Origin of the sequence: Aurantimonas marianensis (assembly GCF_024195285.1) — a bacterium.
GTDB classification, from domain to species: domain Bacteria; phylum Pseudomonadota; class Alphaproteobacteria; order Rhizobiales; family Rhizobiaceae; genus Aurantimonas; species Aurantimonas marianensis.
The window spans coordinates 1-25,202 of the sequence record NZ_JALHBS010000033.1 but is presented as its reverse complement, the minus strand read 5'-3'; the positions used below and the strand labels follow the sequence as shown (position 1 = coordinate 25,202).

The following is a 25,202-nucleotide window of genomic DNA, read 5'->3' as shown; positions in this document are numbered from 1 at the left end:
ACGCGACCTAATCCGTCAGAATCAGCCGGTCGCCGCGAAAGTCGAAAGAAGTGAGGGTATTGAGGAAACTCATGCCCAGTAGGGCGACGCCGAGGCCCTCACCCTCGGTGACGGCCGCCGGAACATCGTGGCGGACGATGTCGCCGACGCGAACGGAATCAAGCCTGATCTGCGCGGCTCGGGCAATGCCGTTCGCCGTCATCACCTCATGGGAAAAGCGCAGGCGCGCCGTGTCGATGCCGATTGTCTCGGCGATCGCGCGGTCCATGGCGACAACGGAGGCGCCGGTGTCGACGATAAAGGAGACCGGCTCGCCGTCGATCGAACCGTCCAGCCGGAAATGATCGTCCCGTCCGCGCAGCGCCATGAACCTGTTGCCCTCCGGGGCGCCGATCGCGACGAGCGTGCCGGGCACAAGCGCCGCCATCAACCGGTTTTTCAGGGAGGCCAGATCCGGCAGGAAGGTATAGAGGCCGATCAGCACGACAAAGGCGAGAAACCAGATCGCGGCGCCCCGCAACGCTTCGCCCAAACGGGTGCGCAGCATGAGGACCGCCGTCGAGGCCAACACAAGGCCCCAGGCGCCATAATAGGCAAGGCTGGCGAACTGATCGTCATCAAGGCCGACAATCTTGCCGTCGCCATTGAACACGAGCGCCAGACCGGCGGCGGCCAGAAGGCCGAGGACGATCCAAAGGAGCCGGCCGCTATGCATCGCCGCCGGCCTCCGCTTCACGCCGCTGGCTGGCACGGCGGGAGCGGGTCGTCTGGCGCCGGGCAGGCCGCTCGAAGCCCGCGAGCCGGGCAGGCAGCAGATTCATCACCGCCTGACGGGCCTCGCACGAAATGGCGGTCCAACTGGCGATTTCCTCTCCGGTCCGGCCGCAGCCGAAGCAGTAACCGGTTTTCGGATCGAGCACGCACACGAGGATGCAGGGGCTTTCGATGCTCATGGTCCTCAAGGGCTATGGTGACAGCCAAGGTCGTTCACAGGGATTGATATGGCGAGCGCCGGGAGACGGAACAAGCAAAAATCCGTCGACCCGGCACGGGGCGGCCATTCATTGCTGCTCGTCGAGCGCCGGCATCACCTCGAGAACACGGGAATTGGGGAAGATGGCGATCGCCTCGGTGCCCTGGCGCGGGCGCGACAGGAGCTCGAAGCTGCCGTCATGCATCTTGACCAGCGCCTGGACGATCGGCAGGCCGAGTCCGGTGCCCTGTTCGGCGCTCTTGATGGCGATCGAGCCCTGGCCGAAGGACGACAGCACGATCGGGATTTCCTCCTCGGGAATGCCGGGGCCATTGTCCTTGACGGACACATACTGGCCGCCTCCGGCCGTCCAACCGACCCGCAACACGATCTCGCCGCCGGGCGGGGTGAATTTCACCGCGTTCGACAGGAGATTGAGGATGATCTGGCGCAGCGACCGTTCGTCCGCCCACATCGCCGGCAGATTCTTCTCGAATTCCGAGCGCACCACGAGGGTCTTCGCCTCGGCCTTGACCTTGATATAGCCGATGCAGGCGCGGGCGATCGGCACGAGCTCGATGGCCTCCTCGTCTAGATTGTACCGTCCCGCCTCGACGCGCGAGAGGTCGAGGATTTCGTTGATCAGGCCCAGGAGATGCTGGCCGGACGCATGGATGTCGGCGACATATTCCTTGTAGGAATCATTGCCGACCGGACCGAGGATCTCGTTGCTCATGACCTCCGAGAAGCCGAGAATGGCGTTCAGCGGCGTGCGCAGCTCGTGGCTCATCGTCGCCAGAAAGCGGGATTTTGCCTGATTGGCTTCTTCGGCGCGCAGGCGCGCTTCGTCGGACATGACGCGGGCGATGTCGAGTTCGGTGATCAGCTCGTCTTTTTCATTCTGATGCTTCAATTGCGCGATCGCGGCCCGGCGCAATGTCTCCGCGACCACGGCGAAGAAGGGCACGGCGCCGATCAGCACCGCGTGCATCGCTCCGAGGACCGGCTGCGTGGCCGTGACGATGTCATAACCGAGGACGAGGACCGTCGGCAGGAAGGCGAGGGGGACCACCGCCTTAAGCGTCGAGGAGATCATCGCGATCATCGCGATCGCCAGGAACAGCACGGTGAACTGGAAGATCTCGAAGCGAAGCGGCGCGCAATCGGCGCAGGATAGCGTCGCGAGATAGGCCCAAGACAGCCCGGCCGCCACGTGGCCGACGACGATGATCTTCGTCCAGCGGGAAACGTCGAAGTGCCGGGCGGATTCAGCGGCGGCCGCGTATCGCCGCGAGCCGAGCACCAGGAGCAGATAGCCCAGCAGTGCAAAGCCGGTCCAAAGAATCGCGGGAAGCGGACCGGTGAACACCGACAGTCCGAGCCCGGTCAGGATCACCGGCAGCGGCAGCACGACGGCCGCCGCCTGCAGCGCGGCGGCATGCTGGGTCAGGAGCTCGCGGTCGAAACCCGGCGCAAGACCGCCGCGCGACGACAGCCGCTCGCGCGTCGCCTTGAGCGTCTTGGCGATATCGCCGCCGCGGGCGGCGGGCCGTCGAGCGACGACGGCGTGGTCATAACGGGGTGGGGCTGCGACTGACATGAACTCGATCGATCGCCTGGATACGCTTGAAGACCCGGCCATTCTGTTTCGAGAAGCTTAAAAAAATGCCTTAAGGAATAGCGAAAAGCCCGATTGTTCCGTGAAAACCGGGCGACGGGTTGCCCGTTCGGGCGTTGCGTGCCCTCGCGGATGCCGAACGCGAGCATGCGGCGATGGCTTGGCAGCGAGGCCGCGCCTGCCTAAACCATTGCGGGCGAAACGGGATCGAGAGATGACGGTATGAAACTTTTCGACGGCGGGCGCGCGCCCAATCCGCGCCGGGTGCGGGTCTATTTGGCCGAAAAGGGGATCGAGATCCCGATCGAGCCCGTCGACATGGGCGAACTTGGTCATAAATCGGATGAGATTACCCGTCGTAACCCCTTGCAAAGGCTTCCCGTTCTCGAACTCGACGACGGAACCTGTCTGACCGAATCGATCGCCATCTGCCGCTATTTCGAGGAAACGCATCCCGAGCCGCCGCTGTTTGGCACCGGTGCGCTTGGCCGGGCCAGGGTGGAGATGTGGAACCGCCGCCTCGAGTTCGGCCTGCTGCAGCCGGTCGCCGCGGCGTTCCGTCACACCCATCCGGCGATGGCCACATGGGAAGTGCCGCAAGTTGCCGAGTGGGGCGAGATCAACAGGCCGAAGGCGCTGGAATTCCTCAAACTGTTCGATGCGCATCTGGCGGGCAGCCGATTCGCCGCTGGCGACGCCTACAGTGTCGCCGACATCACCGGCATGATCGCGATGGACTTCATGAAACCGGCGAAGATCACGCCGCCCCAAGACCTGATCAATGTCGGCCGCTGGTACGCGGAGGTGTCCGCGCGGCCGAGCGCCAAGGCTTGAGCACATCAGCGGTGAGAGACGATCCGACAGCGCTCTATCGCACGATTCGCGTCTGCCGGATCTGCCGCGAGGCGCCGCACGGTCCGCCATTGCCGATCGAGCCGAACCCGGTGCTGGTGCTATCGCCGACCGCGCGCCTCGTCATCGCCAGCCAGGCGCCGGGAAACCTCGCCGACAAGCAGACCAAGCCGTTCAGCGATCCGTCGGGCGTGCGGCTGAGGGAGTGGTTGGGCATCGGCCCTGATATTTTCTACGATCCGGCGCGGGTGGCGATCGTCCCGATGGGCTTCTGCTTCCCGGGATATGATGCCAAGGGCGGCGACCGTCCGCCGCGCCGCGAGTGCCGGGCCGCCTGGCATGACCGTGTCTTCGCCGCGATGCCGCAGGTCGAGCTGGTTCTGGCGATCGGGCTCTACGCCCAGCGTTTTCACGTCGCTGAGGGGGGCGGGCGAAGCCTCACCGAGACGGTGGCGGACTGGCGCAACATCCTCGCCGGAAAGGGGCGTTTCGCGAAGGTTTTGCCGCTGCCGCATCCGTCCTGGCGCAACAATGCCTGGCTGAAGCGCCATCCCTGGTTCGCGGCAGAGCTGTTGCCGGAACTGAGGCGGCGGGTGGCGGACCTTGTGTGACCGGACCGGCCGGCCTACCGGTTCAAGTGCGCCACCTGTAATTCTTGCGGCGCAGGACAGGGAGTAGCGTGTCGATGGACCGGCTGGACAAGAAGATACTGAGGCTGCTGCAGGAAAACGCGACGCTGGCGGTCGCCGATGTCGCCAAGCGTGTCGGCCTGTCGACGACGCCGTGCTGGCGGCGCATCCAGAAGCTCGAGGAAGAGGGTGTGATCAAGCGGCGGGTGGCGATCCTCGACCCCGCCAAGGTCAACGCGCGGGTGACGGTCTTCGTCTCGATCCGCACCAGTTCCCACTCCAACGAATGGCTGAAGCGGTTCTCCGAGGTGATCGGCGAGTTTCCCGAAGTGGTCGAGTTCTATCGCATGAGCGGCGACATCGATTATCTCCTGCGCGTCGTTGTGCCGGACATCGCCGCCTATGACGCCTTCTACAAGCGGATGATCGCCAGGATCGAGATCCGCGACGTCTCCTCGTCCTTCGCCATGGAGCAGATCAAATACACGACCGAAATGCCGCTTGATTATATGATCTTGGACAAGGAGCCGCGGGGGGATTGAGACAAGCGGGTTTGTTGCGCATCGTCTGCCGTTGCGGCAATTTCAGATAATGCTTGATTTTTTCTTGATCATTTCGGTGCCGCCATCCACTCTTCACCCATGCCATAGCAATTAGAAGTGGAGATGTGCGGTGAAGCTCCGGTTGACGACCTGGAATCTTGAATGGCTTGGGCAATTGCTGCAGGGCAAGACGCGGACGATTCCGAGTCGATCCAAGACAGTCACCAGCGCCGCCGGCAAGGCGCTTCAGAGGCTGCAGAAGGGTCGCATCGCCGAGGAGATCCGTCTGATTGGCCCTGACATCCTGTGCATTCAGGAAGGGCCGAGCGTGAAGCGGGTTGGCCTGCTCGACGATTTTTGCGGGACCGAATTGGACGGCGAATACGTCGTCATCAAGCGATCGGCGAGCGATAAGACCGGATACCAGGTGAGCGGTTCGCAAGGGATCTGGTTCCTGGTCAGCAAACGGCGCCTTGATCTTTTGCGGCCGATGCTTCTGCCGATCCCCAAATGGCGCGAGGCGACGGAGTTCGAAAGCCGCTTCGATCCTGGAAAGCCGGGCGAGCATGGCGAAACCTGGCCGATCAACCATCCGTATTTCAAACCGGACAAGCGCCAACCCGACCCGGAGGACGAGGAGGGTGACCCACCGCCACGTGATCTCGGCGACCGCGAGCATTATCACTACCGCCACCCACAAGTGCTGGTGTGCCAATTCGGCGGGCGGCGGGTCGACTTCATCGGCGTTCACATGAAGTCGAAATTCAGCGGCGAGGACTACGAGGCTGCCGCGAAGGCCCGGCGCGATATCGCCGCAGAAAACCGGGCGCCGACGAAGAAGGAAGCCGAGACGATCGCCCGTGCCGAGCAGAAGGCCGTCGAAGCGCGGATCAAGCTGTCAACGGAAGCCGTCGATATCCGCTATTACATCGACAACCGGTTTCGCAACGAGCCCTATCCGGCGATCTTTCTCATGGGCGACATGAATGACGGGATCGGCAAGGAGATTTTCGAAAGGAAGTATCTCTTTCACGATCTGGTTTCGAATCTGCAGGGCGACGTCTTCTTCGCCCGGCGGTTCCTCAACCACGGCTTGTTCGATTATCGCATCGACGATCCGGCGAATTATCGTTGGACCGTACGTTTCCAGGACGCCTGGGAACCGTACCGACCGGCCGAGATCCTGCTCGACCACATCATGTTCACCCAGCCGGTGGTGGGCTCCGATGCCTTCGAGAATTCACCGGTCCGGGTCCCGCCCGAGGCGGGGCGGGTCGATCATGCGGCGCACGTGGCCGTGAACACCGCCTTCGACAACGCCGACGACCATACCAGCGATCATCGGCCGGTCAGCGTCGACTTCGAGATCGCCGACGGCCTCGTTTGACAAAGTCTACCGCTTCAGCCGCGCCAGCAGCGACGAGGTGTCCCAGCGCTTGCCCCCCATCTTTTCGACCTCGGCATAGAACTGGTCGACGAGGGCGGTGACCGGCAGGGTCGAGCCGTTGCGCTTGGCTTCCTCGAGGCAGATGCCGAGATCCTTGCGCATCCACTCGACCGCGAAACCGTGCTCGTAATGGCCCTCGTTCATGGTCTTGTGGCGATTCTCCATCTGCCAGGAGCCGGCGGCGCCCTTGGAGATGACGGAGACGACATTCTCGATGTCGAGCCCGGAATTCTGGCCGAAGGCGATGGCTTCCGACAAGCCCTGAACGAGCCCGGCGATGCAGATCTGGTTCATCATCTTGGTGAGCTGGCCGGAGCCGGCCGGACCCATCAGCCCGACCATCTTGGCATAGGCCTCGATCACCGGCTTGGCCGCGTCGAAATCGGCCTGCTCGCCGCCGCACATCACCGTGAGCGCGCCATTCTCGGCGCCGGCCTGGCCACCCGACACCGGAGCGTCGATGAATTTGAAGCCCTTTTCCCGCGCCGCCGCGTCGAGCTCGCGGGCCAGCTCTGCCGAAGCGGTGGTGTTGTCGATCAGCGTCGCGCCCGGCTTCATGCCGGCGAAGGCGCCGTCGTCGCCGTAGATCACCGAGCGGACGTCGTCGTCATTGCCGACGCAGGAGAACACGAAATCGGCGTCCCTGGCGGCTTCGCGCGGCGTTGCCGCATGGGCGCCGCCGTGCTCGCTCGCCCATTTCTCGGCCTTTGCGGCCGAGCGGTTGAAGACGGTGACGTCGTGTCCCCCCTTGGCCTTGAGGTGGCCCGCCATCGGATACCCCATCACGCCCAATCCGATGAATGCAACCTTCGCCATGTCGTGTTCCTTCTTGCTTGCTGATGGTGGGAAGTTAGCCGGGCGCGGACTGATTGCAATCCACGCTTACCGCTTCAAATGCCTTGTCAGCCGCCGCTCGACGAAATTGGTGGCGTGGCGCAGGGCCTCGACGATGGTGAGATACAGGAGCGCGGCCCAGACATAGGTCTGGAAGTCGAAGGTGCGCGAATAGGCCTGCCGCGTCTCGCCGAAGAGGTCGTAGACGGTGATGATCGCGACGATCGCCGATGCCTTGATCATCAGGATGATCTCGTTGGCGTAGGGGCGTAGCGCGACGATCATCGCCTGCGGCATGACGATCTTCCAGAAGATCACCAACCGGTGCAGGCCGAGCGAGCGCGCGCCCTCCAACTGGCCCTTCGGCACGCTCTCGATGCCGCCGCGCAGAATTTCCGCCTGATAGGCGGCGGTGTTGAGCGACAGGGCGAACAGCGCGCAGTACCAGGCCTCGCGGAAGAACCACCACAGGCCCACCGTCTCGAAGGCGCCGCGGAACTGGCCGAAGCCGTAATAGACCAGAAAGATCTGGGCGATCAGCGGCGTGCCGCGGAAGAAATAGACGAAGACGAAGGCAAGCGTCCGCGCGACGGGATTCGTCGCCATGCGGCCCAGCGCGACGGGCAGCGAGACGATGGCGCCACAGACGAAGGAGATCAGGACCAGCGAGATGGTGATCCACAAGCCCGACAGGTAGGAGGGGCCGAAGCGGGTGAACAGGCTCGGATTCCAGACGCTGGCGATATAGGCGACGAGCCCGGCGGCGATGGTGATCCAGACGCCCAGGGCGATGAAGCCGCCGACGCCGGGCTTCGGCTTGGCGGCGGCCGGAGCGGCAAGCGCCGGCGCGCTCACTTGGCCATCTCGCCGCGCTTGGCCCAGCGATCGATCCGGCCGATTGCCGCCGAGGAGAGGATCGTCAGGACCAGATAGAGCACGATCGCCACGCCGAAGAACAGGAACGGCTCGCGCGTCACCCGCGCGGCGATCTGCGACTGGCGCAGGATGTCAGCGAGACCGATGACCGAGACGAGGGCGGTGTCCTTGAGGAGGTTCATCCAGAGATTGCCGAGGCCGGGCAGGGCGATGCGAACCAACTGCGGCAGGATGACCAGCACCATGGTCTGCGACCGGCGAAGGCCAAGGGCCGCCGCGCCTTCCCTTTGCCCCTGCGGAATCGCTCGAAAGGCCGACAGGAAAACTTCACTGGCGAAGGCGGCGAAGACGAAGCCGAGGGCGACCATGCCGGAGACGAAGCTCGACAGGGCCAGACTCGGCAATCCTGTCGCGTCGGTGAGCGACTTCAGCGCGCCGTTGACGCCGAAATAGACGAGAAACAGGGTCAGCAGCTCGGGCAGGCCGCGGAAGATCGTGGTGTAGATGTTGGCGGACAGATTGAGGAAACGATCCTCGGACTGCTTGGCGAGCGCCAGCAGGAAGCCGGCGACGAGGCCGATCGGCAGGGTGGCGAGCGCCAGCGCCGCGGTGACCAGAACCCCCCACGCGATGTCGTCGCCCCATCCGGTCGGGCCGAAGCCGATCAGGGTCCAGTCGATATTCATCGGGATCGATGGTTAGCGGGCGCACCGAATATCATCAAGCGGTGGCGACACGCGCGCTCGCGGTATTTCGGTAGCGGCCCCGGCCGGCGGGACGCAGATCGCCGGAATGCGCGTCGCTTTTCCGGGCGTCGGCTATTTGGTGGCGGCGGGCGGAGGCGGCTACGCGTTCGAGCCGGCTGCCTGGCGGCACGAATTCGGCGGACCGCGCCTGCGACGAGCCGCCAAAACGTGAAAGGCCGCGGCGGAAAGGCCGCGGCCGTTCTCATGGGCCGCTCGTTGCTACGCCTATTCGCCGTAGACGTCGAAGTCGAAATACTGGTCCTGGATTTCCTGGTATTTGCCGTTCTCGCGGATCGCGGCAATGGCATCGTTGAACATGCCCTTGAGCTTGTCGTTGCCCTGACGCAGGCCGATGCCGACACCCTTGCCGTAGATCGCCGGATCGGCGGGGAGGGTGCCCAGCACTTTGCAGCAGGCGCCCGCGTCGCTCGCGATCCATTCATTGAGCACGACCACGTCGTCCATCACGGCGTCGACCCGGCCGTTCTCGATGTCGAGTTTGTATTCCTCTGCCGTGGGATATAGTCGCACGTCCGCGTCCGGAAACAGCGCTTCGGCTGCCCTTGAGTGCGTGGTCGAGGCCTGAGCGCCGATCGCCTTGCCCGACAGCGCTTCGGCCGTGGCTTCGGTGATGTCGGAGTCCTTCGGCACGGCAATGGCCGGCGGCGTCTGGTAATATTTGTCGGTGAAGGCGATCTGCTCCTCGCGCTCTGGCGTGATCGACATGGAGGCGACGATCGCGTCGAAATTGCCGTTCTGCAGCGCCGGAATGATGCCGTCCCAATCCTGGGTGACGAAGCTGCACTCGACTTTCATCTCGTCGCAGAGCGCTTTCGCGATATCGACGTCGAAACCCTTCAGCTCGCCGGAGGCATCGAGAAAGTTGAATGGCGGATAGGCGCCTTCGGTGCCGATGACGACTTTCGACCAATCCTTGTCGGCATCGTTTTCCTGGGCCGTGGCGGGGCCGAAGGCGATGACTGCGACAGAGGCGGCGAGCGCCAGAGAGATGGGGAGACGCATGAATACCTCTTCTGTTGAGCGGCACGACCTGACGTTCTTCGTCATTTGAGCAGCATGCCTGTTGTGCAGGCGATGCTGCCATTATTTCAAGGCGCTAGGCAACCGCGTCCTTCGCCTAGGGCAGGCATTTTCAACCATGATGCGACGGCGCGGGGCGTTTTCGAGCGCCTGATCCGCTCCGTGTGCCGATTCCGCCGCGGCGGATTTCCTATGGGCTCGGCCGCACACGCCGCGCCGCGAGCGCGCAGGCAAGGCCCGCCAGGCCGAATCCCGTCATCAGGGCGGTGAGACCGACGGCGCCAACCGCGCTGGTGGCGAGGATGGCCGCGAGGATCGAACTGATCGCGCCGAGGCCGATCTGGCAGGCGCCGAGAAGACCCGCCGCTGCCCCAGCCGCTTCTGGACGCACGCTGACCCCGCCCGCCGTCGCCGTTGGCAGCGCCAGGCCATTGCCGATTCCAACCAGCAGCATCGGCCCGAACAGCGTCAGGGGCGACAGGTGGCCCGTGGCGACTGCGATGAGTGACAAGATAGCGGCGCTGAGGGTCAGCCCTGCTCCCGAAACCATCAACGTCTTGATGCCGAGACGCACCGACAGACGCGCCGTGCCGAAATTCCCGGCCATATAGCCGAGCGCGCCGAGCCCGAACCACAGTCCGTAACCCGCCGGCGTCATGGCGAGGATATCGACCGCCACGAAGGGGGCCCCGCCGAGAAAGGCGAAGAAAACGCCGGAGGTGAGTGACGAGACGCCGACATAGATCCAGAACGCGCTCGACCTTGTCAGTTCGCCGTAGCTGCGGAGCTGGCTGGCGATCGGCTTGCCCCTGTCGTTGTTGGTCTCCGAGAGGTCGAAGACGAGCAGCGTGGTGGTCGCAACACCCATGACGGCGAGCAGCCAGAACACGCTGCGCCAGCCGAACGCCGTGTCCATCACGCCGCCGATCGCGGGGCCGAGCATCGGGGCGACGGCGAGGCCCATGGTGACGTAACCGATCATCGCCGCCGCGCGCTCGCGGCTGTAGACGTCGCGCACCACGGCGCGGGACAAAGCGATGCCGGTGGCGCTGGCCGCCTGGACGACACGGCCGGCGAGGAACAGGCCGACATCCCGCGCGATCAGGCATAGCGCCGTTCCGATCAGAAACAGCACCATGCCGCCGAGGATGACCGGCCTCCGCCCGAAGCGGTCGGACAGGGGGCCGGCCAGAAGCTGGATGATCGCGGTCGCCGCGAGATAGAGCGACAGCCCCAGCCCCACCGTGGCGCCGTCGGCATGCAGATCGCGTGCGATCGAGGCCATCGACGGGATGAAGATGTTGATCGCGAGCGGCGACAGCGCCGAGGCGATCATCAGCGTCGCCAGCATGGGACGTCGCGTCGCCGGGGCCGGGATCGCCGCGCGGTCGCTGCTTTCCTTCCGTGCCGTATCCGGCGCCGAGGGCAGGATCTTCTGAAACCGCTGGTCGCTCAATGGACCTGACTTTTCAAGGGCGCCGCGACGCCGCGCACCCGTTCGCGATAGAGGGTGTAGAGACCGCTCCCGACGACGATGGCCGAGCCGAGCAGAACCGGCGTCGGGGGCCAGTCGCCAAAGACGACGATGCCGATGACCAGGGCATAGAGCAGCACCGAATAGCGGAACGGCGCGACGAAGCCCATGTCTCCGATGCGCATCGACTGGACGATGAAAATGTAGCCGACAATGATGCTGACGGCGGCGCAGGACAGCCACAACGCATTCTCCGCCGAGACCGGTCGCCAGCCTCCGGTGAACGGGATCAGGGTCCAGCCGAGCAGCGAAACCGCGATCGCCGCCATGAGCGCAATGAACAGCGACGGGATCGCCCGGTCCATGCGGCGCGTGGCCAGATCGCGGATGGCGGAAAACACCACGGCGGCGAGAACCGCGAGCGAATAGACGGTGAAGCCCTCCGTGCCCGGTCGCACGATGATGATGACGCCGACGAAGCCGACGCCGATGGCGGCCCAGCGGCGCCAGCCGACCGGTTCGCGCAGAAAGACCGCCGCGCCCAGGGTCACCGTCAGCGGCAGAGCCTGGAAGATCGCCGAGGCATTGGCGATCGGCATCTGGCTGAGCCCGGTCAGATAGCTGAGAGTGGCCATGAAGTCGGCTCCCGTGCGCAGCATAAGCCTGGGCCGCAAGGCGAGACCGACCGGCCGCAGCGCGCCCATGCGCCAGGCCAGCACAAACAGCAGCAGCGACGCCGCGACGCCGCGCACCGCCATGATCTGCGGCGGTGACAGATCCTCCGAGGTGAGCTTCACGAAGGTGTCGTTGACCACGAAGCCCGCCATGGCCACGAGCATGAAGAGCGCGGCGCGGATGTTGTCACTGAACAAGGAAAGGATCCGGAACGATTGCGGAAGAAATTCGTTCGCTTCCCTTACGCCTTCCCGGCTGTGTTGGCGAGAGCCACACCCAGACGCCCTGGGGCAGCGGCTCACGCCGGGTTCACCGAGTGTTGAGGAAAAACTTAACGATTGCCGAAACGTGGGAAGAAGAGTCCCCGGGCGATAGATGCGCCCGCAAGCCATCAAGGGACCGAGCGCATGTCATTGTCGATCAACCTCTTGCCGAGCAGCGGCACGCCGTCGTCGCAGCGGAGCTATCAGTCGCCGCTCCCGGAGAAGTCCACGTCCAACGCGGCGCCGGGGACCGAAAGCCCCTCCTTGGAAAAGCCCGCGAGCGGCTCTGCTTCCCTGACCGCGCCGAGCGGCTCCAGCAAGGTCTCCGCGGCTTCGTCCTCGGGGACGTGGTCGGCCCCGACAACCGGCGCGACCGCACCGGGTTCGGTCAATCTGGCGGCAAAGCCGGCGTTTATCGAGCCGGTGCTCCAGATCGCGATTGGCAACGTCGATGCACAGAAGACATTCAGCTTCATCAAGGGGGTCGGCGAGATATCGACCCAACTGGCGCTGTTCGCGGCGGAGCGGTCCGATGCCGATCTGGCCGCGGCGAAGGCGAGCTACGAGACAGTCCAGGAAGCCTATCGCGGCGAGCTGGTCTGATCGAAGCGGCGCGACCGGCGCCGTTTCCTCCCCGCCTCAGCCGTCGGCCGGGCCGCGCAGCGTCATCGTTACCGGCCCGACCAGCGGATCATAGGTCGAACGCAGGCTTTCCGGATAGCGGATCGACACCGAGTGGATCAAATCGCCGCGAAAGATGTACCGTTCGTAGAAAATTCTGCCGTCGCGATAGCCGGAGACCACGGCCCAGCGCCGGCCGGATGCGTCATACGTCACCTTGTCCGTGTCGGCGCGGTCGCGGATGACCGATTTCGGCGTCTCGCCACCCTGATTGGGCCGGGCATAGATGAATATCTCCGCGCCCGCCGGCGACGTCCAGCCCAACCCGTCACCGTTGGTAGGCGCCGGCAACTGATCCGGGAAGGCTTCCGCCGGGAAGCTGGCCGAGGTGCCGAACCGTTCGTTGCGATACGTCGGCTCGTCGGCGAGCGTCGGGGTGCTCGCCAGCACTGCCGCGACGGCCACGCCGCCGGCGAGCGCGGCCCACCAGTTACGCATGGAATTTATCCTCCGGTCACGCTCATATGCCGCGAGACCGAGGGTCTTCGCGTCGCGCGGTCGATGATGAAATCATGTCCCTTCGGCTTGCGGCCGATCGCCTCGTCGATGGCGTCCGACAGCAATTCGTCGCCCTCCGAGGCACGCAGCGGCGCCCGAAGGTCGGCCGCGTCCTCCTGGCCGAGGCACATGTACAGCGTGCCGGTGCAGGTGACGCGGACCCGGTTGCAGCTTTCGCAGAAATTGTGGGTCATCGGCGTGATGAAGCCGAGCCGCCCGCCAGTCTCGGCGACCTCGACGTAACGGGCCGGACCACCGGTCTTGTACGGAATGTCCGACAGCGTCCAACGCTCGGACAGCTGCTCCCGCACCTGGCGCAGCGGCAGATACTGGTCGGTCCGGTCCTCATCGATCTCGCCCATGGGCATCGTCTCGATCAGGGTGAAATCCAGACCCTCACCATGGGCCCACTCGATCATCGACGGAATCTCGGCGTCGTTGAAGCCCTTCAGCGCGACCGCGTTGATCTTGATCTTTAGCCCCACGGCCTGGGCTGCGCGAATGCCGCCCATGACCTTGTCGAGTTCGCCCCAGCGGGTGATTTCCTTGAACTTCGCCGCGTCCAGCGTGTCCAGCGAGACATTGAGCCGCTTCACCCCGCAATCGGCGAGCTCGCCGGCGAAGCGGGCGAGCTGCGAGCCGTTGGTGGTCAGCGTCAGCTCTTCCAGCGCCCCGGTCTGCAGATGCCGGGAGAGCGAGCGAACCAGATGGATGATGTTCTTGCGCACCAAGGGTTCACCGCCGGTCAGCCGCAGCTTGCGGACTCCCTTGGCGACGAAGGCGCTCGCCAGCCGGTCGAGCTCTTCCAGCGTCAGCAGATCGCGCTTCGGCAGGAAGGTCATGTCCTCGGCCATGCAATAGACGCAGCGGAAATCGCAGCGGTCGGTGACGGAGACGCGCAGATAGGTTATCGCTCGGCCGAACGGGTCGATCATCTCCGCGCCGGAAGCCCGGATCGGGTTCGCCGCCGGAGAAGGTAGCTCTATGTCGCCCGCCGCCGGAGACTGTCGCGATGGCGGGGCCGGGAACTTCGTCATATCCATGCAGGCGAATGTGGAAGGCCGACGGGCCCGGGTCAAGCGTTTCGTGACGATCAAACCATTGGATGAAGGAATGAAATTGCCATGACAGCCGCCACGATCACGCCCGAACAGATCCGGGTGACCCCAGACCGCAGGACGCTCGTCGTGGTTCTGCCCGGCGGCGAGCGCATCGAATTGACGGCCGAGATGCTGCGGGTGATGTCGCCGTCGGCCGAGGTGCAGGGACATTCGCCCGCGCAGCGTCAGACCGTCGGCGGCAAGATCGACGTCGAGATCATCGACATCCAGCCGGTCGGCAACTACGCGATCCGGATCATGTTCGACGATATGCACAGTTCCGGCATCTTCACCTGGACCTATCTCGCCGATCTCGGCCGCGAGAAGGACGAGCGCTGGCAGGTCTATCTCGACGAGCTGAAGGCCAAGGGGTTGAAGCGCGAGCGGTGAGGCCAGCCCATCAAGACCGAATCAGGTGCGGACGAAGGCCGGCAACTGGTCGAAGGCGCTCTTGAGCGCGTCGGACCAGCCCTCCGAGATCGCCGTATAATAAGGATCGCGCAGATCGAACCGCTGCCGGTACCCTGCGGCGAGGCTATCTGTGTCGTAGAACTGCATGTCGATCGGCGGCCCCACCGAGAGATTGGAGCGAATGGTCGAGTCGAACGACACCAGGAGCAGCTTGGCGCAGTCTTCCAGCGACATCGCCCGGTCATAGGTGCGGATGATGATCGGGCGGCCGTATTTGTGCTCGCCGGTCTGGAAGAACGGCGTGTCGCTGCCGGCCTCGATAAAGTTGCCTTCCGGATAGATGAGGAACAGCCTGGGCGCGCTGCCCTTGATCTGGCCGCCGAGGATGAAGGAACCGGAAAACACCGAATCCGCCATTTGGCCGGCCATCGCCCCGCCGCAAATGACCTCGCGCAGCGTCTCGCCCACCAGCTTGGCGGTCTGGAACATCGTCGGCTGCGTCAGGATCGCCGGCTGGCGCTCCGAGGGGGCGATGCTGCGCTCGTCTAGGAGAGCGATCGCCGCCTGGGTGGTCGCCAGATTACCGGCGCTCAACAGGCAGAGGAAGCGATCGCCCGCCACCTCCCATGTCTTCATCTTGGATACGACGGAAATGTTGTCGACGCCGGCATTGGTGCGGGTATCCGACATGAAGACGAGGCCGCGATCGACGAGAAGCCCGACGCAGTAGGTCATGGAAGGTGTTCGTCCTCACAAGCGCGCCGACCGGCGCCGAATCGACCCAGCCGATAGGCTGGCAAGCAGTTCCGGCCAATACGCAAACGAAGCGATCCTCGCAATGGGCGGGAGGCGTTCGGCGCGCGCCGTTACAGTATAGTCACAAGAACGGGAGAAGCGGGCAGGAAAGACGAGGAGGAGAGGCATTCTCTGCGGGCGCCGGTCCGAAGCGATTGCCAACCGCGTGAAGAAGCCAGACTTCCGGTGTCTGGAACAAAAGCGATGGGCGGGGGCCATACCGGCCCCCGTCTCACTGTCGTGTCACATTCGATCAAACGGCCGGCTTACTTGTTCTGGCCCGGAGCGCCGTCCTTGCCGTTTACCTTACCGTCATCATTCGTATCAGTCGTTCCCTGACCGGGCGCGACCCCGCCGTTTCCGCCATTTCCGATTCCGGTAGCGGAGTTGTTACCCGCGGAGTTGGCGTCCTGGCTCTTGCCATTGCCATTATCATGCGCGGAGTACCCCGGCGTTGCGGAAGCAAAAGACAACAGGCCCGCCATGATCAGCGTAACGATCGTGCGCATAGTCCACCTCTCATTTTTGCTGGTGTCGTCACGTGCCGCATGCAACATGCTTATGCGGCAATCTAAATTGCATCCAAGTAATTCTGGCTGTCAATGTGTCGTTCCAATCAACTTTTTAAAAATGATTACATGATAATAACAATGATTTATTATAATAGGCTATTATCGTCATTGGGCGGCGATCGGCGCCAGACCGCAGACAGCCGAACCAGTCGCTGCAATCTGCCAGTCCATCACCAGTTTTGTCTGTGGGGTTCCCGAACCGCCATCACGGATCACGGATAGAACCGGTAGCTCTTGGCGATTTCGCCGGCGAGGCGGTTGTTGTCGACGATGAACGCCTCCAGGAATTCGTGCAGGCCGCCGTCGATGATCTCGCGGACCGAATTCTGCGACAGCCGCTTGTTGATCTCGCCGGCCGTGCGGTGGCAGGGGTGCTTTGTCTCGTAATTGCGGTCGAGATAGGTCAGGCTCTCCTGAATGCAGTGATAGCAATAGGCGAGCGAGCGCGGCAGCCGCCGGTTCAGCATCAGGAAGTCGATGATGTTCACCGCGCGATATTCGGCGTCGTATTCCCAGGCATAGGAACGATGCGCCGAAACCGAGCGCAGGATCGAGGCCCACTGGAAATTGTCCAGCGAGGAACCGACCGAGGAGTGTTCGGGGAGCAGGACCCAGTATTTGACGTCGAGGATGCGGGCGGTGTTGTCGGCGCGCTCGATGAAGGCGCCGAGATTGCAGAAGTCGAAGGTCTCGTTGCGCAGCATGGTGCCATAGAAGGCGCCGCGGATGAGAGTCGTCTGACGCTTGACCAGATCGAGCACCGTCTGCAGTTCGCGGGGCTGTATCGGTTTGTCCAGCCGCGCCGTCATGATCAGCCAGCTCTCGTTCAGCGTCTCCCACAGATCGCGGCTGAGGGCAGTGCGCACCATGCGGCCATTCGTGCGCGCGGTCTCGATCGAGGCGCGCACGCTCGACGGGTTGTCGCCGTCGCGCAGGAGAAAGTCGACGATGGTGTCCGGATCGAGTTCGGCGTGCTTGGCGCGATAGGCCGCTTCGACGCCGGCCGAGACCAGCACCGATTGCCATTCGTCCGGCTCGGCCGACAGGTTGGTCAGCGAAAGCCGCTGCCCGGCGTCGACGAGGCGGGCCATGTTTTCGGCGCGTTCGATGTAGCGGAACATCCAGAACAAGCCGTTTGCGGTGCGTCCGAGCAATGTCATGATCAGTCCCTCAGTACCCAGGTGTCCTTGGTGCCGCCACCCTGGCTGGAATTGACCACCAGCGAGCCTTGCTTGAGCGCCACGCGGGTGAGGCCGCCGGGAATGATCCGGACCTTGTCGGAGACGAGGACGAAGGGGCGAAGGTCGACATGGCGGGGCGACAGCCCCTTCTCGGTCAATATCGGGACGGTGGAGAGCGCCAGCGTCGGCTGGGCGATGTAATTGCCCGGCCGGGCCCGCAGCTTGGCCGCGAAACTCTCGCATTCGGCCTTCGAGGCGGCCGGCCCGACCAGCATGCCGTAGCCGCCGGAGCCGTGGACTTCCTTGACGACGAGATCCTGAAGATTGTCGAGCACATAGGCGAGGCTGTCGGCCTCGGCGCAGCGCCAGGTCGGCACGTTCTCCAACAGGGCGGTCTTGCCGGTGTAGAACTCGACGATCTCCGGCATGTAGGAGTAGATCGCCTTGTCGTCGGCGATGCCGGTCCCGGGGGCGTTGGCGATGGTGATGCCGCCGTTCTTGTAGACATCCATGATGCCGGGGATACCGAGCATGGAATCGGGCCGGAACGCCTTGGGATCGAGATATTCGTCATCGACCCGGCGATAGATCACGTCGATCGGCATATAGCCTTCGGTCGTGCGCATCTGGATGCGCCCGTCGATCTCCTTGACGTCAGAGCCCTCGATCAGTTCGACGCCCATCTGGTCGGCGAGGAAGGCGTGTTCATAATAGGCCGAATTGTGGATGCCCGGCGTCAGCACGGCGATGGTGCAGGGTCCGTCGCAGGCGGCGGGCGCCACGGCGGCGAGCGAGCGGCGCAGATGATGGGGATAGGTTTCGACGGGGCGCACCCGGTTCTGGGAAAACAGTTCGGGAAACATCTGCATCATCGTTTCCCGGTTCTCGATCATGTAGGATACGCCAGACGGGGTGCGGGCGTTGTCCTCCAGAACGTAGAACTCGTTCTCCCCAACGCGGACGATGTCGGTGCCGATGATGTGGGTGTAGACGCCGCCTGGCGGGCTGAAGCCCTCCATCTGCGGCAGATAGGCCGCATTGCCGGCGATCAGGCGCTCCGGCACTTTGCCGGCCTTGACGATCTCCTGGTCGTGGTAGATGTCGTGCAGAAAGGCGTTCAACGCATCGACGCGCTGCTCGATTCCCTCCGCCAGTTTTTCCCACTCGGCGCGCGCGATGATTCGCGGCACGAGGTCGAAGGGGATCAGACGCTCGGCCGCCTCGTCCTCGCCATAGACGTTGAAAGTGATGCCGGTGCGGCGGAAAAATCCTTCCGCCTCGTTGGCTTTGGCCGCCAGTTCCTCGACGTTCTGCTCGCGGAACCATTCGTTGAACCGCCCGTAGGGCTCGCGGACCCGATCGGGTCCCAACAGCATCTCGTCGAACGGTTCCACCAGCATCCTCCAGTCGGGTTCCCTCCTAGAGAGAAAGCGGAACCCCGGAAAATCAAGCCTTGACGGCCAGAAGATTGGCAAATGGCGAGAGTTGGGCGGTATGTCGCGAACCCGGGCATCCCGCTTGTCGGCCGACTCGACCGTAGCGCCGCGGCGCTTGTCACCGTTCTTCGCATGGCTTACCGCGGCGAACCGGGAAACAGAACCGCGTTCATTTTATCGTCCGATGCTCCAGATACGAAGGACAGAATGCCAGCACGCAACGGAAATGTTTCATGAATTTCGCAGACATCGTCAGCTTCGCCGGGTTTCTGGCCCTTGTCTGCGCCGCTGGCCTCAGCGGCGTGATCTTCAAGCCGGGTGCCTGGTATCGTCGGCTCGACAAGCCCTCCTGGACGCCGCCCAACTGGGCCTTTCCGGTCGTCTGGTCGGCACTTTACCTGATGATCGCGATCGCCGGCTGGCGGGTCTACGAGACGGTTGGCCTGGCGGCGCTCCCGTTCCTCGTCTACGCAGTGCAGCTCGTCTTCAACGCGGCGTGGTCGCCGCTGTTCTTCGGCCTGCACCGGCCGGATCTCGCATTCGCCGATATCATGCTGCTGGCGATCGCCGTCGCGGCAAACATCGTGCTGTTCTGGTCCATCGACGCCGTCGCCGGCTTGCTGCTGGTCCCGTATTTCATCTGGGTCTGCGTCGCCGCTGGCCTCAATCTTTCAGTCTGGCGCAGGAACCCCGGCGCGTTTTCGCACGCATGACGCCGCGTCGCGGGGCCGGGCGAACACCTGTTACAGCCGGACGAACGCAAACTGTCGCCGCTCGATTTCTTCTTCCGTTTCGGCGATAAAGCGGCCAGAAGCATCTCTCGTTTTCGTTGAACCAAGCGGGGATTTCCATGCGCTTTGCCAGCTATCCGAGCCTTGAGGGCGCCAGCGTCATCGTCACCGGCGGCGCCTCCGGCATCGGCGCCGAGATGGTCCGCGCCTTCGCCGCGCAGGGCTCGAAGATCGGCTTCGTCGATCTCGACCGGGAGAAGGGCGAGGCGCTTGCCGCCGAACTGGCCGCCGATGGCGGGACCGTCGCCTTCCAGGCTTGCGACCTGCGCGATATCGCCGATCTGAGACGGGCGTTTGCCGTGCTCGCCGAAGCGCATGGGCCCGCCACCGTCCTCGTCAACAACGCCGCCCGCGACGACCGGCATGGCTGGGAAGATTTGACACCGGAATATTTCGACGAGCGGATCGCGACCAATCTTCGCCACATGCTGTTTGCCATCCAGGCGGTCGCGCCGGGGATGATCGCGGCCGGCAAGGGCTCGATCGTCAACATGGGATCGAATTCCTGGTGGGAGGCGGGCGGCGGCATGCCGGCCTATACGACCGCCAAGGCGGCCGTCCACGGCATGACCCGTTCCTTCGCCCGCGACCTCGGCATGCACCGCATCCGGGTCAATACCGTGGTGCCCGGCTGGGTGATGACCGAGCGACAGAAGGAGTTGTGGGTCACCGAGGAAGCGATCGAAAAGCACCGCGCGCGGCAATGCCTGCCGGACCTGATCGAGCCGGTCTATCTCGCGCGGATGGTGCTGTTCCTCGCCTCCGACGACGCCGCGATGTGCACTGCCAACAACTACATGGTCGAAGCCGGGTCGATCTGAGCGAAGAACGAAGGCGTCGGCGGGACGGTTGACGGGCGCCGCAATAACGCATCCTATGGTTGTGTAGCGTAAGGCGTTCGCAAGCCATGAGGTCGGCTATGGCCGAGTTGCCCGACATCCCGAATGCCGGCGCCGGTGCGGCCGGAGGGCCCGCCGCCGGGCTGTCGCGCGCTCGGCTCGAAGAGATCGCCAAGCGCCATGGCACACCCTGTTTCATCTATGACGCGGCTGTCATGCGGGAGGCGGCGGGACGGGTTCGCGCGGCCCTGCCTGAGGGCGCCGCACTCTTTTACCCGGTCAAGGCCAATCCGAATCCAGCCATCGTCGGGTTGTTCGCCGCCCTCGGCTACGGGGCGGAGGTCGCCTCCAGGGGCGAGTTGGCATTGGCGATGGCGGCGGGAATCCCGGCCAAACGGATCGTCTGGTCGGGACCGGCCAAGACCGACGACGATCTGGCGGCGGCGGTCAAGGTTGGCATCTACGCTGTCCAGGTCGAGGCGCTTGGCGAAATCGAACGGCTGGCGGCGATCGCGGCGCAGCTGGAGCGCCCGGCCACAGCGGTTTTGCGGCTCGATCTGCCGAAGGATTCCGGCGCGCGGCGCGGCGACTGGGCGGGAGCCTCGTCCTTCGGCATGGACGAGCCGACCGCCGCCGCGATCCTCGGCGTCAGGGACCGCCTGGCGCCGGTCGAGATCGTCGGGTTTCACAATCATCCGACATCGGGATCGCTCAACGCCGCCGACTTCGTTCGGCGCTTCGCGACCTTCATCGAGGCGGTTCGGCGTCTGTCGCAGGAATTTGCACCTCGCTTCATCAATTTCGGTGGCGGCTTCGGCGCGCCGTTCTATGCCGACGATTCCGCTCTCGATCTCGATCCCATCGCCGCCTTCCTGCATGGACGGGAGATACAAGCGCTCACCGGCGACGGCCCACCCCCGCAACTCGGCTTTGAAATGGGGCGATACGTCACCGGGCCGGCCGGCCGGTATCTCGCCCGCGTCGTCGCGGTGAAACGCACTGCGGGGCGGCGTTTCGCGGCGCTCGACGGTGGCATTCACCATCTGATGGTGGTCTCGGGCACGATGCGCTTCCTGCGGCGGCCGGTCGCCGTCTCCGGCCCGCCGGCAGACGAAAGCAAGAGCGAGCCGACGGAACTCACCGGTCCGCTCTGTGCGCCGACCGATCGGCTCGCCAGCGCGGTGTCGCTATCGAAAGCGCTTGCGCCGGGCGACCTGATCGTCTTTTCCGGCTGCGGCGCCTACGGCAAACATGCGAGCCCGCTGAACTTCCTCGGTCACGACTGGCCGCCGGAAATCCTCGTCGACGGCGATGAGGAGCGGCTGATCGCCCGCCGGGTGCGGTTCGAAGAGGTGCTGGCGCTGCAATCGCCGGACCATCCCGCCGCGGCCGAACCCGGTCGGGTTCCGCCGTGACCTATCGGTCGCTGGAGCGGGCGAACGCCTATTTCTACGATCCCGCGCGTCGGGCCGCCGCCGTGCGGCGCCATGGCGGCATCCGCTACCTCTCCTCCGGGGTCAATCATTTGAAGGCTCCTTCAGTTCTGCTCGATATCGCTGCCCGCGAGCTGCAAGAGCGGATGCTGGTTGAAAACTATACCGCGCCCGGCGGCGCGCCCGCCGTCGTCGCGGCGATCGCCTTCGAGACCCACGAGCGCCTCGGCGCCGCCGCCTTTGGCGCGATCGGGCCGGCCAATATCGCGATGACCGCCGGCGCGACCGGGGCGCTCGCCTTCGCCTTTCGTTATCTCGCGGACATCGCCGGGGCGCGGACGGCGCTCGTCCTCGGGCTGAACTACAGTTATTTCTCGACCATCTGCGACGAACACCGGATCGCCTACCGCACCTGCTGTTCCGAGGAACCCGCTCGCATCCTGCCGAGCGCGGCCGAGGCCGTTGCTCTCATCGCAAGGCATTGCCCGGATATCGTCGTGCTGACCCAGCCGACCAACCCGTCCGGCGAGGTCTACAGCGCGGCGGAGCTGAGCGCCGTCATCGCGGCGGTCGCGGCCAGGCGAAGCTGGCTGAGATTCGACGAGGTGCCCGATCTCGCCCATCCGGGCGAAGCCGACCGACCGCATCCGTTTCCCGCAAAGACCGAGGCCTTTCCGGAGCGGCTGATCTGGATCAACTCGTTTTCCAAGTCGCGCAGCCTCGCCGGGCTGCGGGCCGGCTGGTTGATCGCCGACCGGCCGGCGGTCGATTTCGTCCGCCGCCACAACGAACGGCTCCTGTGGTCGCCGGTCCACGCCGGGGCGAGCGCCCTCGTGCTCGACATGGTGCTGCGGGCCGCGGCGCGCCGGGTCCGGGCTGCCTCGCTCGTGGTGGGTGATCCGAAGGACGACGCGGCGACCGATCAATTGGTGGCGCGCGTGGCGCGGCGGGCCGGGCGTTATCTCAAGCTGTTCTCGCCATACTCCGACGATTTTTCCCGGCCCGGCGATCTCTGGGCGTTTCTCGACGCGGCCGTCGACTGGCCGCAGGCGTTTCGCCGTTACCACGGCGATCTGGCCGCGACCGGTGCCACCTGCGCCGCCAACTGGCGGGCGTTCGAGGGTCGGCTCGGCGACCGGCTGCGATCGGTGATCGCCGCGCCGTCGGGCTTCAACCATTGCGTCAAGTTCGACGGTGTTCCCGGCGAATGGGCCTTCGCGCGGCAGGCCTTCGACGAAGCTGGTCTGGACTTCTACACCGAGAGCGTCTTCGCCGATCATGATCGCGAGGATTCCAGCGATTACTGGGTGCGGATTTCGACGGCCAACCGGAAGGATATTTTCGCCGGCGGTTGCGAGAAACTCTCAAATTTCCTCGACCGCGGGCATGGCGCCTGAGGCTGACAGACTGCCCGGCCGACGGTCTTCTCCGAGGATCAGCCGCTCGATCGCGCGGATCGCCGGGTCGCGGTGCTTGGCGAAGAAATGGTCGAAACTCGCCGCGAAACTGTCGAGCGAGGCGCCGCGCGGGTGATCCATATGGGCCGAGAAAATGCCGGGCAGGTCGCGAAACTCCGCGCCAAGGCGCATCAGCCGGTAGCCGAGTTCGATCGCTTCGGCGCCCCAGCGAAAGCCGAAGTCCTCGTCGTAACCGCCGGCCGCATCGAACAGCGGCTTTGCGAGCGCAACGCCGGACCCGGAATAGCCGAGCCAGCGATGGGCCGCCGGACCGTTGGCGAGCGTGTCGCTCACCAGCCGTTCGAACCGGTTGCGATGGACGCATTGACGCGCGATCGACGGCCAGTCCTCGACGATGGCTTGGCGGGACACGAGACGCCGCGTCATCGCCGCGCCGGGATGGAGCGGCTGCCCGTCATAGCGAATGCCGCGTTCGGGATCGCGGAAGGGAGCCAGATAGCGCAGCAGATAGACAGGCGCGCGGACGACGCGGTTCTGTTCGTCGGCAAGATGGGCGAGGGCGGTTTCGAGATAGTCCGGCGACAGCAACACATCGTCGTCCATGAACAGGAGCGCCGGGGCGTGCGCGGCGGCCGCGCCGCGATTGCGCGCCGCCGCCTGGCCGAGCGCTGGTGTCCGGACGAGACGGACCGGCTGTCCCGCCGCGCGTGCTGTTGCCACGGCAGCATCGGTGCCGGGGGCCGGTCCGTCGGCGACGACGATGGTCTCGAAGCGACCCCGACACAGCGTCTGCGGGATCAGCGAATGCAGCGCCAGCACGAGCCGCTCCGGCTTGCCCGATGTCGGGATGATCACCGACAGGACGGGAACGCCCATTCACCTAACCGGTTTCGGCCGCCATGGCCTCGGCCGGTGGCGCTGGCGGCCGCGAGGCCGCACCCGGCATCGCCACCAGACCCGGCGGCTTTGGCGCAAGCCAGGCGTCGAGCCCATCGGGAAACAACTCGGCCTCGAACCCGGCAACGAAGCGGCGGGCGACGCCGTCGAGATCGTCGGGTCGGCGACCGGCGTTTTCCTGTTCCTGCGCGGCGTCGACCAGTCGCCGCATCAACCCGGCAAGCGCGCCGCCTATCGAGCGCCGGAACGCCGCGATCCGTTTGATCCGAGCCAGAGCGTCGCCCCGGCCGGTGTCGCGCGATGTCTCCCGCAGCGTCTTGAGCAGCGGCGGCAGCACCTCATCGATCAGCACCGACCAGCGGTTCGCCTCGCCGTTCAGCGCCGACCAGAAGGCCGCGACATGAGGATTCTCGATCGGCGTTTGCTGATAGGTCGCGGCGGCGCACCAGCGCGCCAGACTGTCCGCGTCGCCGGCGTCGACCGGCGGCAAATCCGGCTTGCCCCGGACATTGTCGTAGCGCCGCGCGGCGGCGGTGCCGCAATGCACCTTCAGCCGGTTGACCAGCCACAACGGCTGGCTCGAGCGCCAGAGCCGCGTGCGCTCGATGAAGCCGATACTCTCCTCGACCTCGTCGAGGCCGGACTCCCAGTCGAGCAGGATCATGCTCGGCATCAAGTCGAGCTTGAGTTCTCGCGCCAGCGTTACGGCCGCTTCGTTCTGCTCCACGGTCTGGCCCTTGGCCCAGCGCTTCAGCGTCTTGGCCGATCCGGATTCCAGACCGAACAGGATCTGGTCGAAGCCGGCCTCGCGCAGCCGGACCAGCGTCTCCGGCACGAGGGAATCGACCCGGCATTCGGCGTGGAAGTTGATGTTGAGGCCGCGCGCCAGAATCTCGTCGGCGAAGGCCAGCATCCGCTGGTTGCTCGTCTCGCCATAGCCGAGGAAATTGTCGTCAGCCATGTAGAAGCGCGTGACGCCGTGGTCGCGCGTCACCGCCTCGATCTCGTCGACGACGTCGCGTGGGTCGCGCATCCGGTAGACGCCGTCCTTCATGCCGCGCACAACGTTCGGCACCGTGCAGAAGGTGCAGAAGGCCTTGCAGCCGCGCGAGGAGTCGACGACGAGCCATGATGTCGGCGACATGCGCCGGCGCATCGAGCGCGACAAGCCGGCGAAGGG

The 25,202-nt window shown here is 64.9% G+C and carries 27 protein-coding genes; 10 read left to right on the top strand and 17 right to left on the bottom strand.

From position 1 onward, the window contains the following. Positions 1–7: 7 nt before the first annotated feature. From MJ956_RS06220 to MJ956_RS06210, 3 genes are all read right to left on the bottom strand, one after another. A complete protein-coding gene (locus tag MJ956_RS06220; RefSeq protein ID WP_253963613.1) occupies positions 8–715 on the bottom strand; it encodes a retropepsin-like aspartic protease family protein in 708 nt (235 codons plus the stop codon). Beyond that, entirely contained in the window at positions 708–947 is a 240-nt protein-coding gene (locus tag MJ956_RS06215) for a DUF1289 domain-containing protein (RefSeq protein WP_253963627.1), read from the bottom strand. Before MJ956_RS06215 ends, MJ956_RS06220 begins: the two co-directional genes overlap by 8 nt. Positions 948–1,061: 114 nt before the next feature. Next, positions 1,062–2,573, bottom strand: a complete 1,512-nt coding sequence (locus MJ956_RS06210) for a sensor histidine kinase (protein ID WP_253963612.1) — start codon at positions 2,571–2,573, stop codon at positions 1,062–1,064. A gap of 240 nt (positions 2,574–2,813) precedes the next feature. Here MJ956_RS06210 and MJ956_RS06205 point away from each other — a divergent pair, with 240 nt between their 5' ends. The 4 genes from MJ956_RS06205 to MJ956_RS06190 all read left to right on the top strand — a co-directional run bounded on the left by MJ956_RS06205 (position 2,814) and on the right by MJ956_RS06190 (position 6,001). Beyond that, positions 2,814–3,425: a glutathione S-transferase gene (locus MJ956_RS06205; protein WP_253963611.1), complete on the top strand. Its 612-nt coding sequence runs from the start codon at positions 2,814–2,816 to the stop codon at positions 3,423–3,425. Beyond that, positions 3,422–4,054 (top strand): uracil-DNA glycosylase family protein, encoded by a 633-nt coding sequence (locus MJ956_RS06200; protein WP_253963610.1) that lies wholly within the window; start codon positions 3,422–3,424, stop codon positions 4,052–4,054. Before MJ956_RS06205 ends, MJ956_RS06200 begins: the two co-directional genes overlap by 4 nt. A 74-nt stretch (positions 4,055–4,128) precedes the next feature. Continuing rightward, a complete protein-coding gene (locus MJ956_RS06195) occupies positions 4,129–4,614 on the top strand; it encodes an Lrp/AsnC family transcriptional regulator (RefSeq protein ID WP_253963609.1) in 486 nt (161 codons plus the stop codon). A gap of 130 nt (positions 4,615–4,744) precedes the next feature. Next, the gene (locus tag MJ956_RS06190; RefSeq protein ID WP_253963608.1) at positions 4,745–6,001 is read left to right on the top strand and encodes an exonuclease/endonuclease/phosphatase family protein; all 1,257 of its coding nucleotides are present in this window, start codon (positions 4,745–4,747) and stop codon (positions 5,999–6,001) included. 6 nt (positions 6,002–6,007) lie between these two features. Here MJ956_RS06190 and MJ956_RS06185 read toward each other — a convergent pair whose 3' ends face one another. From MJ956_RS06185 to MJ956_RS06160, 6 genes are all read right to left on the bottom strand, one after another. Continuing rightward, positions 6,008–6,931, bottom strand: coding sequence for an NAD(P)-dependent oxidoreductase (locus MJ956_RS06185; RefSeq protein WP_341482699.1), 924 nt, complete (start codon positions 6,929–6,931; stop codon positions 6,008–6,010). A 12-nt stretch (positions 6,932–6,943) separates the two neighbouring features. Beyond that, entirely contained in the window at positions 6,944–7,750 is an 807-nt protein-coding gene (locus MJ956_RS06180) for an ABC transporter permease (protein WP_253963606.1), read from the bottom strand. After that, positions 7,747–8,457: an ABC transporter permease gene (locus tag MJ956_RS06175; RefSeq protein WP_253963605.1), complete on the bottom strand. Its 711-nt coding sequence runs from the start codon at positions 8,455–8,457 to the stop codon at positions 7,747–7,749. The genes MJ956_RS06180 and MJ956_RS06175 overlap by 4 nt, the downstream gene beginning before the upstream one ends. 285 nt (positions 8,458–8,742) lie before the next feature. Beyond that, the gene (locus MJ956_RS06170; RefSeq protein ID WP_253963604.1) at positions 8,743–9,540 is read right to left on the bottom strand and encodes an ABC transporter substrate-binding protein; all 798 of its coding nucleotides are present in this window, start codon (positions 9,538–9,540) and stop codon (positions 8,743–8,745) included. Between the two features lie 208 nt (positions 9,541–9,748). Further along, positions 9,749–11,014, bottom strand: a complete 1,266-nt coding sequence (locus MJ956_RS06165; RefSeq protein WP_253963603.1) for a multidrug effflux MFS transporter — start codon at positions 11,012–11,014, stop codon at positions 9,749–9,751. Beyond that, complete coding sequence (locus MJ956_RS06160) at positions 11,011–11,904, bottom strand: DMT family transporter (RefSeq protein WP_253963602.1); 894 nt, start codon at positions 11,902–11,904, stop codon at positions 11,011–11,013. Before MJ956_RS06160 ends, MJ956_RS06165 begins: the two co-directional genes overlap by 4 nt. 210 nt (positions 11,905–12,114) lie before the next feature. Here MJ956_RS06160 and MJ956_RS06155 point away from each other — a divergent pair, with 210 nt between their 5' ends. Further along, positions 12,115–12,573: a hypothetical protein gene (locus MJ956_RS06155; RefSeq protein WP_253963601.1), complete on the top strand. Its 459-nt coding sequence runs from the start codon at positions 12,115–12,117 to the stop codon at positions 12,571–12,573. Positions 12,574–12,609: 36 nt separating this feature from the next. Here MJ956_RS06155 and MJ956_RS06150 read toward each other — a convergent pair whose 3' ends face one another. Both MJ956_RS06150 and moaA read right to left on the bottom strand, forming a co-directional pair. Continuing rightward, positions 12,610–13,089, bottom strand: coding sequence for a hypothetical protein (locus MJ956_RS06150; protein ID WP_253963600.1), 480 nt, complete (start codon positions 13,087–13,089; stop codon positions 12,610–12,612). Positions 13,090–13,094: 5 nt separating this feature from the next. Next, positions 13,095–14,084, bottom strand: a complete 990-nt coding sequence (gene moaA / locus MJ956_RS06145) for a GTP 3',8-cyclase MoaA (RefSeq protein WP_253963599.1) — start codon at positions 14,082–14,084, stop codon at positions 13,095–13,097. Positions 14,085–14,273: 189 nt separating this feature from the next. On the opposite strand from moaA, the gene MJ956_RS06140 reads away from it, so the two are divergent. Beyond that, on the top strand, positions 14,274–14,639 hold the full coding sequence (locus tag MJ956_RS06140; protein ID WP_253963598.1) for a gamma-butyrobetaine hydroxylase family protein: 366 nt from the start codon (positions 14,274–14,276) through the stop codon (positions 14,637–14,639). Between the two features lie 21 nt (positions 14,640–14,660). On the opposite strand, the gene MJ956_RS06135 is transcribed toward MJ956_RS06140, so the two are convergent. From MJ956_RS06135 to MJ956_RS06120, 4 genes are all read right to left on the bottom strand, one after another. Next, positions 14,661–15,395, bottom strand: a complete 735-nt coding sequence (locus MJ956_RS06135; RefSeq protein ID WP_253963597.1) for a proteasome-type protease — start codon at positions 15,393–15,395, stop codon at positions 14,661–14,663. A 326-nt stretch (positions 15,396–15,721) separates the two neighbouring features. Then, the gene (locus tag MJ956_RS06130) at positions 15,722–15,964 is read right to left on the bottom strand and encodes a hypothetical protein (protein ID WP_253963596.1); all 243 of its coding nucleotides are present in this window, start codon (positions 15,962–15,964) and stop codon (positions 15,722–15,724) included. Between the two features lie 275 nt (positions 15,965–16,239). After that, positions 16,240–17,187, bottom strand: coding sequence for an alpha-E domain-containing protein (locus tag MJ956_RS06125; protein WP_253963595.1), 948 nt, complete (start codon positions 17,185–17,187; stop codon positions 16,240–16,242). A gap of 2 nt (positions 17,188–17,189) precedes the next feature. Further along, on the bottom strand, positions 17,190–18,584 hold the full coding sequence (locus tag MJ956_RS06120) for a circularly permuted type 2 ATP-grasp protein (RefSeq protein ID WP_253963626.1): 1,395 nt from the start codon (positions 18,582–18,584) through the stop codon (positions 17,190–17,192). A gap of 293 nt (positions 18,585–18,877) precedes the next feature. On the opposite strand from MJ956_RS06120, the gene MJ956_RS06115 reads away from it, so the two are divergent. The 4 genes from MJ956_RS06115 to MJ956_RS06100 all read left to right on the top strand — a co-directional run bounded on the left by MJ956_RS06115 (position 18,878) and on the right by MJ956_RS06100 (position 23,104). Beyond that, positions 18,878–19,357 carry a TspO/MBR family protein gene (locus MJ956_RS06115; protein ID WP_253963594.1) on the top strand — a complete coding sequence of 160 codons (480 nt, stop codon included), beginning with the start codon at positions 18,878–18,880 and terminating at the stop codon, positions 19,355–19,357. A gap of 137 nt (positions 19,358–19,494) precedes the next feature. Further along, positions 19,495–20,256 (top strand): SDR family NAD(P)-dependent oxidoreductase, encoded by a 762-nt coding sequence (locus tag MJ956_RS06110; RefSeq protein ID WP_253963593.1) that lies wholly within the window; start codon positions 19,495–19,497, stop codon positions 20,254–20,256. Between the two features lie 86 nt (positions 20,257–20,342). Continuing rightward, entirely contained in the window at positions 20,343–21,689 is a 1,347-nt protein-coding gene (locus MJ956_RS06105) for a type III PLP-dependent enzyme domain-containing protein (protein WP_253963592.1), read from the top strand. Next, positions 21,686–23,104 (top strand): pyridoxal phosphate-dependent aminotransferase, encoded by a 1,419-nt coding sequence (locus tag MJ956_RS06100; protein ID WP_253963591.1) that lies wholly within the window; start codon positions 21,686–21,688, stop codon positions 23,102–23,104. Before MJ956_RS06105 ends, MJ956_RS06100 begins: the two co-directional genes overlap by 4 nt. On the opposite strand, the gene MJ956_RS06095 is transcribed toward MJ956_RS06100, so the two are convergent. Then, positions 23,072–24,001: a glycosyltransferase family 2 protein gene (locus MJ956_RS06095; RefSeq protein WP_253963590.1), complete on the bottom strand. Its 930-nt coding sequence runs from the start codon at positions 23,999–24,001 to the stop codon at positions 23,072–23,074. The two genes, MJ956_RS06100 and MJ956_RS06095, sit on opposite strands and share 33 nt — an antisense overlap. A gap of 4 nt (positions 24,002–24,005) precedes the next feature. Beyond that, on the bottom strand, positions 24,006–25,202 hold a 1,197-nt coding region (locus MJ956_RS06090; RefSeq protein ID WP_253963589.1), incomplete at its 5' end, for a B12-binding domain-containing radical SAM protein.

What these genes read in the sequence shown, in the direction of transcription:
- MJ956_RS06220 (WP_253963613.1), bottom strand. Translation starts at nt 715, where the DNA reads ATGCATAGCGGCCGGCTCCTTTGGATCGTCCTCGGCCTTCTGGCCGCC.
- MJ956_RS06210 (WP_253963612.1), bottom strand. Translation starts at nt 2,573, where the DNA reads ATGTCAGTCGCAGCCCCACCCCGTTATGACCACGCCGTCGTCGCTCGA.
- MJ956_RS06205 (WP_253963611.1), top strand. Translation starts at nt 2,814, where the DNA reads ATGAAACTTTTCGACGGCGGGCGCGCGCCCAATCCGCGCCGGGTGCGG.
- MJ956_RS06195 (WP_253963609.1), top strand. Translation starts at nt 4,129, where the DNA reads ATGGACCGGCTGGACAAGAAGATACTGAGGCTGCTGCAGGAAAACGCG.
- MJ956_RS06175 (WP_253963605.1), bottom strand. Translation starts at nt 8,457, where the DNA reads ATGAATATCGACTGGACCCTGATCGGCTTCGGCCCGACCGGATGGGGC.
- MJ956_RS06170 (WP_253963604.1), bottom strand. Translation starts at nt 9,540, where the DNA reads ATGCGTCTCCCCATCTCTCTGGCGCTCGCCGCCTCTGTCGCAGTCATC.
- MJ956_RS06155 (WP_253963601.1), top strand. Translation starts at nt 12,115, where the DNA reads ATGTCATTGTCGATCAACCTCTTGCCGAGCAGCGGCACGCCGTCGTCG.
- MJ956_RS06150 (WP_253963600.1), bottom strand. Translation starts at nt 13,089, where the DNA reads ATGCGTAACTGGTGGGCCGCGCTCGCCGGCGGCGTGGCCGTCGCGGCA.
- moaA (WP_253963599.1), bottom strand. Translation starts at nt 14,084, where the DNA reads ATGATCGACCCGTTCGGCCGAGCGATAACCTATCTGCGCGTCTCCGTC.
- MJ956_RS06140 (WP_253963598.1), top strand. Translation starts at nt 14,274, where the DNA reads ATGACAGCCGCCACGATCACGCCCGAACAGATCCGGGTGACCCCAGAC.
- MJ956_RS06135 (WP_253963597.1), bottom strand. Translation starts at nt 15,395, where the DNA reads ATGACCTACTGCGTCGGGCTTCTCGTCGATCGCGGCCTCGTCTTCATG.
- MJ956_RS06130 (WP_253963596.1), bottom strand. Translation starts at nt 15,964, where the DNA reads ATGCGCACGATCGTTACGCTGATCATGGCGGGCCTGTTGTCTTTTGCT.
- MJ956_RS06125 (WP_253963595.1), bottom strand. Translation starts at nt 17,187, where the DNA reads ATGACATTGCTCGGACGCACCGCAAACGGCTTGTTCTGGATGTTCCGC.
- MJ956_RS06120 (WP_253963626.1), bottom strand. Translation starts at nt 18,584, where the DNA reads ATGCTGTTGGGACCCGATCGGGTCCGCGAGCCCTACGGGCGGTTCAAC.
- MJ956_RS06115 (WP_253963594.1), top strand. Translation starts at nt 18,878, where the DNA reads ATGAATTTCGCAGACATCGTCAGCTTCGCCGGGTTTCTGGCCCTTGTC.
- MJ956_RS06110 (WP_253963593.1), top strand. Translation starts at nt 19,495, where the DNA reads ATGCGCTTTGCCAGCTATCCGAGCCTTGAGGGCGCCAGCGTCATCGTC.
- MJ956_RS06105 (WP_253963592.1), top strand. Translation starts at nt 20,343, where the DNA reads ATGAGGTCGGCTATGGCCGAGTTGCCCGACATCCCGAATGCCGGCGCC.
- MJ956_RS06095 (WP_253963590.1), bottom strand. Translation starts at nt 24,001, where the DNA reads ATGGGCGTTCCCGTCCTGTCGGTGATCATCCCGACATCGGGCAAGCCG.